At 43.1% G+C, this 4,846-nt stretch carries 1 protein-coding gene; it reads right to left on the bottom strand.

What is annotated here, in order from left to right:
- On the bottom strand, positions 1-4,846 hold a 4,846-nt coding region (locus K8Q91_02830; GenBank protein MCE9628909.1), incomplete at both ends, for a tail fiber domain-containing protein.

Genomic DNA, 4,846 nt, shown 5'->3' with positions numbered 1-4,846 from the left:
TGTAGTTATGTGTGACCAACGAATACCGTTTGGTAAACCTAGTTCGTCGTAAGACACGAGTAATGGGTTCACCTGTTCTGCTTCTTCCGCAATAAAACCAATATGTTCTCCATTACCATTTTCTTTGTATTCAAAGGTGACAGGATTAAGATCCATCACTTCTAACAAACTATCACCTAGAACTTCCACGTTTTTCTTGAAGCGGATGGATGAAGCGATACAAGTCTCGGCATCAGAGTTCTTGGTCATTTCTCCACTAGCCGCTAGACAGAGGGAGTAGATGGAAGCACCAGTGTTGGTGGTAATACTAGCAGGAGAGAAAGCGACCGAACCAGTGACGGAGAAAGTTTTGAAGGGGGTGGTGGATGATATACCTACAAAGCCTGATCCCGCCCCTTGAAGAACAATGTTAGCGGTTCCACCAGTAGATGAAACACCTTGAATTACAGCAGAAGTACCACCATAAGCGTCTTCATTTCCTATAAAAATACCCCTCTTTCCCCCATTAAGAGTCCAACCAAAGGAACCAGTGCCAGCTACTTGCAACTTATAAGAAGGAGTAGTGGTACCAATACCAACATTTCCGTTGGTTCCTGCTGTTGCTCCAGCTAAAATAATATCTCCATTAGGGTTGGCTATTAAAGGGATGGTTTTAACAGAGTTATCTGCACCTTGACCAAGTAACACAAAGGAGTTGGCCGAACCTCCCCAGATAGCAGAAGGACGTTGTTCTATGTACCATCTATTTAAGTTACCACCTCCCATGCCGCTCATCCCCAACATAAAACCAGACACACTAGAAGTGGCCGCCCAAGCACTAGCAAAAGTATCGCCTGTAGAACTCAGTGTTAGGATTGAATCTGGAGTAGTTGTTCCAATCCCAACCTTACCAGCTTCCGTAATAGCAAAAGCAGTAACACCAGTAGTCGGAACTCCAGGAGCTGTAGAGGTTCCAATAGTGAATATATTATTAATATTTCCCGCCCACCAATTTTTAGAATCGTTTGTACCATCCCAATCATTGAGATAAATTCTCGGGTCATCAGATGAGACAGCAAGTACATCAAACATTGTCGAGGTTCCAAAAGAGGTTCCACCTATAACACCCATTGTCATGTTGCCTTTTACTACTAGATCGGGATTTGGCTGAAAACCAAGGGCATTGATCTTAAATTTTGACAGTCCACCATTAGTATCATCAAGATCAACGCCCACCTGCCATGGAACATTATTAAGACCTCCAACTTGATAAAATGTAGACGCATCACCAGTTTTACTTGTAATCTTGTTAGAAGCACCTCCGCTTTCATTATACAACTGCATAGTGTCCCCCTCGATCATTAACTTATGACCCCGACTAGTCGAGGTACCAATCGCCACATCTCCACTATTGTCGATCATAAACTTTGTCCCACCAGTTGAAGAACCAACTATAAACATATTAAGAGAACCTTCTACTGGATTAATGGCAAAAGTAGCTCCGGGGGTACTCGTTCCTATACCAACATTGCCAGTATTGGAACTATACATATCGTTACCTGAGGTCGTCCACGATCCTAGAGCGGAGGTTGTTTGAGTTGTTCCATCAGGGAATCTAAAACCACCAGATGCAGAATAGATTATCCCATTAACACTGAGAGCGGTTGAAGGAGAGGTTGTACCAATACCGACATTACCTGCGGCGTCAATGATAAATGGACTAGAATCTGGAGAAGTTGAATCTTCGACAACAAATGACGGGCCCGAACCAGTATTAGTCACTGATAACTTAGCCCAAGGGGTAGTGGTACCTATTCCTACATTATTACTAGTGGAATTTACATAAAGCGTGTCTGTGTCTACAACAAGATTACCTCCATTAAAGAGGTACCCACCAGAGGCGTTACTAAAAGTAAGAGTGTCTGCACCACTAGTGGTGTAACTGAGTGTTGCATTATCTCCACCTGTGTTAGTCATAAAGGTTAAGGCTGACGCACCAGATGACTGAGCGTCTACAACGTTAAGTCGAGAGTCAACACCCACCCCATAGAAAGGTGCGAAAGTTGTCACACCTGACAGCATTGGCATATCGGCAGGGATAGCCGAGAGGTTCTTTAAGAGTACCTTTAGATTAACGGAATTAGAACCGACAAGTAGTTCTCTAAATGTACTCCCGATAATTCCCGTGTTTCCATCGACAGACAATGTGTGGAAAGGTGTACTTGATCCAATCCCCACTTTCCCTCCAGCGTAGTTAACACCACCAGTCACGTCGTCCCATTGAGAAGAACCACCACCTGTAATACAAATTCCTCCCACAGCATAACAACCAGAGGAAATATCAAAACCAGTGTCAGCGGTGGTTGTTGCCCCACCATTTAAGTTAATATTAGTGCCTGCTGTTAAATCTAAAATTGTATTTGCATTTATAAGAACACTAGTACTCGCAGTCAGACTTAATTGACCAGTGCTTGTAGAGAAACCAATAATCGCAAAATTCGGCCAGTTGTTTGTGTCGGATAAATAAATTGCAGGCATTCCACTGGTCAGTAAACTATCTCCATCAGTAATAAACAAAGTTCCCTTAGTGGCCAACCCTTGACCAAGAGTACTAGTACCAGTAATGCTCGGTAAGTAATATGTCCCTGGAATGACAGGAACAATGTCTTGTAGGCCAGTTTCTATTTTGTAGTTTCCAGTATCAACAGTTAAATTATTATCAAATCCATATCCCCCAGTCGCACTAGAAAACGATAGTGAGTCGCTAGTAGTACTGTAAGACATACCAGCAAAAGTAGAGCCATCAGCACTACCTAATATGAAAGTAGGAGTAAAGTCATTGAGGATACCAGCGTTACCACCATTAGAGTTTACATAAAACACATTGTCACCATCTGTTGTCCACTGTGACGAACCACCACCTGATATACAGGTACCCGCTACCGCATAACACCCATCAGAAATATCAAACCCCACCGACGAAGTAGTAGTAGCTGCTGAGAAAATATTTAATGCTCCAGTTGTGGTCGACATACTAACAAAACCAATCACTGACCCATCTAAGTTAAGCCAACCCAAAGTAGGAGGTGATGAACCATCCTCGTTTTCTCTAACGTAAGCAGCGCTGTCTAGAATCAAAGCTTTTCCACCAATGGCGTTACCAGTTAACATGGCATATTTTTGACCAAATAAATCAAGTCCTCCAACTACTAAGTTGGCTAAATAACTACCAATCGTCGTAGTAGAAAAGTTATCACCTTGAAACCGAACATCTCCATCAACAGACAATTTAGCAAAAGGAGTAGTGGATCCGACACCAAGCCTATCATTAATAAGCACGTCACCATCTGTGAAATATCCAGCAATATTTTGCCCACTACTACCAGAAGCACCAGCAAGCAGTGCGATATTTTGAGGGGCAGTTGAACTTGATGCAGAGAAATACCCACCAACATTGATTGAACCTGTAACACCAAGTAATGCAAGATAATCTGAAATATCAGTATCATTACTGGCAAAATACCCACCAACATTTAATTGTGAGCTATTTTTTGCATATCCCTGAACACCCACATTAAATGCAGTAGACGTTGCAAGGGTTGAAATACCACGAACGCCAATATATGAGTCCCCACCAGTAATTGCGATATTTGACCTTAATGAGAGAATACCGGAGGTGTCGTTCATTTGAGATACGATACCGCCCAAACTTGATTGATCAAAATCTCCACTTTGAAACAGCCCAAAAGGAGTATTCGATGAGTCAACTCTAACTGAATATGATTCACCAATTGCTCCATCAACTATGAGTGTACTAGAAGCGTAAATTGGATCCTTAAACCAGACAGGGATTGTTGAACTAGGAGTTAAAACATCTGCACCAAAATTCGTGTCATAAACCCAGTTAGAACCACCGGTGCCACCACTTCCAATAATACCTAGAGATGAAGTGGCGAAAAAACTATATCCACCCAAACCATTACCCACCAGAAGCTCTCCATAAGCGGGGGCAGTGGAAGTACCCGTACCACCGTTGGAGATACCAAGAATCCCTGTCACATCAGAGGTGAGGTTTACCAACGCGGTGGTGACATACCCATTAATACCTTTCAGAATTCCGTTCAAGGTACCAAGTTTAGTACCACCTGTCACAGCCAGATTTCCTAACCCAGTCGTCGTAGCGGTAGAAGAACCCACCTGACCCAAACCAGCCAATGACCACACATTCGGTAAGGAAGTTGTCGCACTTAACCTGGTGTCGAATAGTGTATTTGACCAATACTTGTTCGTTGATCCTTCAGCTAAAGCGTCGGTGGTAGTTCCATTGAAGAAAGTGTAGAAAGGTACACCAAAATTACTGAGCTGAGAAGCTGGTAGAGACAAGTTAGGTAACGTGGTAATACTAGAAATAGATGAGGAGGCCGACAAGCGATTATCAAACAACGTATTTGACCAATACTTGTTCGTGGAACCTTCCACTAAGGCATCAGTAGTAGTAGCACTAAAGAAAGTGTAGAAAGGATTACCGAAGTTGGATAAGTTGGAAGCGTTGAGATAGTAGGTTCCTTCTTGACCGTCGAAGGTACCAGTCCAGTTACCTGATTTAGTTAAGTAAGCATCACCAACCACCGAACCATTCCAGGTTCCACTAGTAACGGTACCCAATTGAGAAGAACTCGACACAATCAAGTTCGTCGTCGACGCTGTCCCACTCACTGTGATCGCGGTTGATGACGCGTATGGGAAAACGGAAGCAGTGGATGAAGTGGCTACAAAGTTAGGAGCAGTGATGGTTTGGTAAGCGGTTAGTAAGTTAGCAAAGACAGATTGACCAGTAACCGCGAGACGACCTAAGAAAGTAGTGGTA

Source organism: Candidatus Vogelbacteria bacterium, assembly GCA_021414225.1.
Taxonomy (GTDB): Bacteria; Patescibacteriota; Minisyncoccia; order Phycocordibacterales; family XYD1-FULL-46-19; genus JAIOOX01.
Note: the sequence above shows the minus strand (reverse complement) of the source record. Positions and strands in the feature narration are given on the sequence as shown.